The sequence below is a fragment of the Endozoicomonas sp. YOMI1 genome, from assembly GCF_024606345.1.
Lineage (GTDB): Bacteria > Pseudomonadota > Gammaproteobacteria > Pseudomonadales > Endozoicomonadaceae > Endozoicomonas.
In genome coordinates, this window is the sequence record NZ_JAHHPM010000102.1 from 1 (window position 1) to 5,499 (window position 5,499).

4 protein-coding genes are annotated in these 5,499 nt (G+C 47.4%); 2 read left to right on the forward strand and 2 right to left on the reverse strand.

Annotated elements, in window-relative coordinates:
- Positions 1 to 66 precede the first annotated feature (66 nt).
- Positions 67 to 450 (forward strand): dihydroneopterin aldolase, encoded by a 384-nt coding sequence (folB, locus tag KDK15_RS03690; RefSeq protein WP_257294013.1) that lies wholly within the window; start codon positions 67 to 69, stop codon positions 448 to 450.
- Positions 451 to 456: 6 nt separating this feature from the next.
- The gene (locus KDK15_RS03695) at positions 457 to 843 is read left to right on the forward strand and encodes a 2-amino-4-hydroxy-6-hydroxymethyldihydropteridine diphosphokinase (RefSeq protein ID WP_257294014.1); all 387 of its coding nucleotides are present in this window, start codon (positions 457 to 459) and stop codon (positions 841 to 843) included.
- A 114-nt stretch (positions 844 to 957) separates the two neighbouring features.
- On the opposite strand, the gene KDK15_RS03700 is transcribed toward KDK15_RS03695, so the two are convergent.
- On the reverse strand, positions 958 to 3,927 hold the full coding sequence (locus KDK15_RS03700; RefSeq protein WP_257294015.1) for a hypothetical protein: 2,970 nt from the start codon (positions 3,925 to 3,927) through the stop codon (positions 958 to 960).
- A gap of 213 nt (positions 3,928 to 4,140) precedes the next feature.
- Positions 4,141 to 5,280 (reverse strand): hypothetical protein, encoded by a 1,140-nt coding sequence (locus KDK15_RS03705; RefSeq protein ID WP_257294016.1) that lies wholly within the window; start codon positions 5,278 to 5,280, stop codon positions 4,141 to 4,143.
- Positions 5,281 to 5,499: the final 219 nt, after the last annotated feature.

The following is a 5,499-nucleotide window of genomic DNA, read 5'->3' on the forward strand; positions in this document are numbered from 1 at the left end:
CCGCTTTTGTTCGGCAAATAGCCCCGCTATTCACCTCACAAAACCGAATTTCATGATTACTAGAGAATGAGTCCCACGCCCATGGATAAAGTCCGGATAGAAGCCATTGAAACCCAGGCAGTCATCGGTGTTTATGAGTTCGAGCACGAAGCGCCACAGCCATTGGTGCTGGACCTGGAACTGACGACTGATTTTACCCGTGCGTTCACCAGTGACGACTTACAGGATGCGCTGGATTACGATGCCATTACCCAACATGTCAGGGCATTTTGTGAGGCCTCCCGGTATCAGCTGATTGAGGCACTGGCTGGCGGTATCATCACTCAGGTAATGGAGCATTATCCGGTGGATAAAGTGGCCGTGACCATTGGCAAGCCGAAGGCTTTGACCAATGCACTTGCTACTGTCTGGTGTGAGCGAACCCGCGCACAGATGATGGGTCAGGAATAGTTAACAGTGACTGTCTATGTGCTTGGTATTGGTTCCAACATAAACGCTGAGTATCAGTGTCGTCAGATGATTGCTGCGCTGGAGCTGCGATTTGGTAAGGTCAGCGTCAGTGAGCTGGTGACCACGAAAGCGGTTGGTCTTGAGGCTCCCGATTATATCAACGCAGTGGTTTGCTTTGAGTCAGATATGAGTGCTGAGGCATTGCAGCAATGGTGCAAGAGGCTTGAAGGGCAACTGGGAAGGGATCGTGAACAGCGCCTTTGTGCCGCGGATATTGACCTTTTGCTGACGGTTGACTGTTCCGATGCTCTGGCAGTGGAGAAACTGATCCATCAGGTTAAAGAACCCTGGTTTCGGCCCCTGGTGACAGAGCTGTTAAACAGGAATAGATAAGGGGTTGAAAGCCATTAAGGCAGCCCTGGAAAGCAAGATAAAAAAAGGCCATCTTGAAAAGACGGCCAGAGTATTCAGGGGTTAGCCTGAAAAAACATGGCAAATAGCCTGTACTTATGTGTGAACTTGTTGAGCTCTAACCTCGATTTCATCGAACAAATGCTCTAATCGATTGAGATCTTCCATGTTCGACAAAAATGCTTGAACTGGAGGTAGAGTGGTTTGCTCAATCAAGGGCTCTTCGACAGTGGCTTCAGAACTATCGTCAGAATGTGATTCACAGTCAATGACGGGGCGGCTATCACGCTCAGCTCTCTTGGCCGCAACGAACTTACTGTCGGAAACAAATTTATTCATCTCTGTTGGCGAGCCTCTGAATATCTCTTCCAGCAAGTCAGTTTCATCGTAAACCGATGTAGCAGCATCATGCCTGGCAGGCTCCGCTGTTGGCATTCGTTGCTGCAATTGCTCACTAAACAGCCTCAATTGACGGATCTCCTCTTCTCGCTTCGGGTCTAGCTCCAGGGGCCTAAACAAATCCTTGGGCATGGCATCAGGGCTATCGTCAGCAACTGAATCATCAGTGAATTTGATCAGATCGCCATCGGTTGAACGAACTCTTGGTTTGCTGCTGTTTTCTGCCTGCTGATAATACTCATTATGAGCACGCACATTTTCCTTGGTCAGAGCGTAGCGTTTTTCTCCAGTCGTTGCCCGGGCTTTCATGGCAACTGGTTCCTGTGTTTGTTTTTCTATGTTGTGTGTCATTGACACAGGTACTTCCGGTACTCTGACAGACGCTTCGGGTTCAATGACAACAGGAACTTCAGGTTTACTGACCGGCGTTCTGTTTTTGACAATGGTTGTGAACTTATCGTAGCCCTCATGCAGGCCATTAACGTCACTATGCTTAACCACCCAGTGGTTGCTGAGCTGGCCCGGTGCCTCTTTCCATTTGACATTGCCATCGCTGTCTTTCAAGACTTTGCCATTTTCATCCCTTTGGGCAACATAGCCTTGATATGGGCGCTGAGCCGGGCTCATCTTGCTCCACTTCATGCCTTTCTGATGCTGGTAATCAGGGGCAGACGTTTTTCCATTGTGAGCCGGGGTTAGCTTCCTGTCAGGCGTTGGGATGATCACATCGTTTACCAGGGCGTACTTGGCCCGGTCGATGCCGGTTTTTATGCCATTGGCATCTCTGGTAAAGATATCCAGGACATTACCTTTCTCGTCTTTGTAAACCCACTCCTTCAAGCGCTCAATTTCCAGCCTGTCCCGTATGCCTGATACCCTTTTATCGTAATCAGGATCTTTAGGGTCAAGTAATCGTGCACCGTTTTTCCAGTCATCGATGTCTTGATCACGGTGTTCCTTGAGGTTTGGGCACATCCGGTTCAGGTATTCAATCTCTTCGTGAACCGACATCAACTGGCACTCTTTGGCATAGATAGCCAGGTGGCGCTTGTTGATATCGATCCTACATTGCTGATTGCTGATTTGTCTATTTAATGACGGTATCATAGACTGGAATCCACCTTCTTCTGCTTCCTTCAGAGTTTTTCGCGATTCTCCAAGCATAGATTCTAATGTGTTAACCCATGCCTGAACTTCCGCTTTATAGGCTTCAGGATTTATCGCTCCACTGATGTAGAGTCTGGTATCCTGGTTGTTCGGGTAGGCCGCTACAAAAGCAGCCTTCAAAGCTTCCACTTCTTTGGTAAGGGTTTGTGCTGTTGTCTGAAGATTTGTGCGATATGGTTCTCTGACCAGCTTGAATGCTGCGATCACGTTCTCATCAGTACATTTAAGTACAGGACGGCTGGGAGGCTCGCCAGGGTGAACAGGCGCTTGTTTATCAAACGCTTTATTTTTCTTCGCCGCTTTCTCTTTGGCTTGCTGGTATTTTGCATCTTCCTTTTTGAATTCTGCCAATAACTGTCCGTAGGCTTTCAGCTCTTTGTTGTAATTATTCAGAGCGGTTGCAAACGCTGGGTCATTACCCAGTCTCATGGCTACTTCTGCGTTGTCAGCATCAAGGATCTTCTCTACAGTCTTGCCACCCGGGGTCTTCTCGGTAATCGTAACGGTTGCACGATTTGTTTCATCAGCAACCTTTAAGGCCCGGGTTGGGGTAACGTAGTACTGTTCACTGGTTTCCGGATTCGTGCGGAGCTCTTTTTCTTTTTTCAGCTCCAGGTTGTCTGCCTCCAGTTGCTTATTGAACAAGAAGTTAGCCTCAGCGCGAGCTTTTTGACTCTTTACCTCATCTTCAACTTCCTGTTCGGTGAATCCGTAGTGCCTGGCCAGATGTACGACAGAAATGTCCGAGTTAAGCTTGTTGTGTCGTTTCATGGCCTCAGCCAGACAGGCCTTTTCAAACGCCTGACGGTTTGCCTGCTTCTGATCATGCACAGCCTTCTCGGCAGCAGCTTTCTGCTCCAGCTTTCTGGCATCATACTTGGCTGGTTGGAATACAAAGAGGAACCCTTCGTAAGCAGGGGTAATCACGTAATCTTGCAGAGGTTTGGCAACAAACTTAACGGCGCTAACGATGAGCTTTAAGGGGGCAACACAGTATGAGCCCACGACTTTCAGTTTTTCAATTACACGCTCACTCAGGCTGAGCTTGTGAATTACAGTAATTGGCTGTTCTTTTGTCTCAGATTTTTTTTCAGAAGTTTTCTTAGAAGTCTTCTTGGAAGCTTTCTCAGAAGTTTTCTCAGAAGTTTTCTCTGATTTTTTAGCAGCTGTGCCTTCTTCAGCAGTTTTTACTGCCGGGGTCGTCTCAGCGGGTGCATTCTGAGCAGGCGTTGCCTGAACACCTTTTTCCGCAACCTTTGGAGGTAAGCCGCCTAAAGCAGTGATACCCTGTTTGACTCTCTCAGACAGGTGTAGACGTGGTGCCTGCCGTCGCGGCACTTGGGTTGATTGGTTAACTTGAGTTGTTGGTGATGATGCCACAGGTTGGGCATTAACAACCGTAGGAGGCGGTTTGACGCCAGGTGGAGGCGGTGGTACTGCTGGGATGTGAGTGGTAGTTACCTGGGGTACTACTGCTGGTGCTGGACCTGTGTTTGCCATGGTTTATGTCCTTATTCAGTTTGTATGATTAATTACATCAATAAAGTATTGACTGAACGTTTGGACACTTTATTTGTAGTTTTGTTCCAGTTTGATTTCAATTAATGAGATGCCAGTAATTAGAATGTGTTTTGAGATGCGTTAAGAGCTTGAAAATACTATCAATAGCTCTTAACGCTCTGGCATAAGTTGCTGTGGCTTTAATTGCTGATTTTATTCGTTAAGATGGATTATTGATTGGATTTGCGCAAGCCGTTTCTGTCTTAATGCTTCACCAAGGGCTTTTCCTGTGATGTTTTCAGTCATCAAATCTTTGGCTTTAATGGATAAACAGCTATCCAAAAGTTCAATGACCCGGTTTCTTTTCAATTTAACCGTTGCAAAGCTATAGGAAAGAATCGTCATGAGGCTGATAAAGCGTGCAGGGCGTCGCAGGGCATCAATGGCTTCAAACAGGGACATCAGGGACTCTGCATCGTCGCTGTGAATAACAGCAGTAACGCTTTGGGCGTGCTCTGTGACCAGAAGGGCCATATCCGCATATTCTGAGGGTAATCGCAATCTGGATGAAGCGCCCTGAACCGTCAGTATGCTATTGATTTTTTTCGCTTCGGACTGAGGCAGAAGAGGTGAGAACAGGCAACCAAACCGGATCAGTGCAGTACTGCTTTCCCGGGCGGCCATGCTGAGGTGCGATAAGGTCTGGTTATGGATCAAGGATCGGAACTCGGGCAGTACGGCTTGAAGAGCACCGCAGCTTTCCAGCGTTTGAAAGTAGACCGAGGGGCTCGGTTCCATCAAAGCCCTTGATGTTTCCTGCCATACTCTTTCGGGTACCAGATGGGATGCTTCGCCGTTATTCACCATGTTGCTCATTAATTCCAGCGTTTCTTCAGCAACCTGAAAGCCAAGTGGTGCAAGTCTCGCCGCGAACCGGGCAACCCTGAGGATTCGCAGAGGATCTTCCTGAAAAGCAGGCGATATGTGGCGGAGCCGACGGTTTTTCAGGTCTTGCTGACCCCCATATGGGTCAATGATGTTCCCATGCTGGTCCTCTGCCATGGCATTAATGGTTAAATCCCGTCTCAGTAAGTCTTCCTCAAGGGATATATCAATGGACGTGTAAAAGCTGAAGCCTGCATAACCATGACCGGTTTTGCGTTCCGTCCGGGCCAGGGCGTACTCCTCTTTGGTTTGCGGGTGAAGGAAAACCGGGAAATCCCGGCCAACCGACTGATAGCCCAGATCCTTCATCTGCCCGGGTGTTGCACCAACGACAACCCAGTCATTGTCCTTAACAGGCAACCCCAGTAATTGATCTCTGACTGCACCACCCACCCGATAGACTTGCATAAACGAGGACTATTCCAGATATAAAAGTAAGATTTGTTTATAGCAAAATGGTGTGCTTTTTTCCCTGTTTAAAATATTATTTTATGATTTTGGTCTTTTGGGGATTATTCTTTTCCAAAAAGGGTTCTTTGAGTGTTTTTTGAAATACTTTTCTCTTTTTAAAGCCATAAAGTATCTCTAATAATGTGTTGGGTATAGGTAGTTAACCAAATGAAATCA

Bases quoted from the DNA above. Each gene is read 5' to 3' on its own strand.
- folB (WP_257294013.1), top strand. From the start codon at position 67: ATGAGTCCCACGCCCATGGATAAAGTCCGGATAGAAGCCATTGAAACC.
- KDK15_RS03700 (WP_257294015.1), bottom strand. From the start codon at position 3,927: ATGGCAAACACAGGTCCAGCACCAGCAGTAGTACCCCAGGTAACTACC.
- KDK15_RS03705 (WP_257294016.1), bottom strand. From the start codon at position 5,280: ATGCAAGTCTATCGGGTGGGTGGTGCAGTCAGAGATCAATTACTGGGG.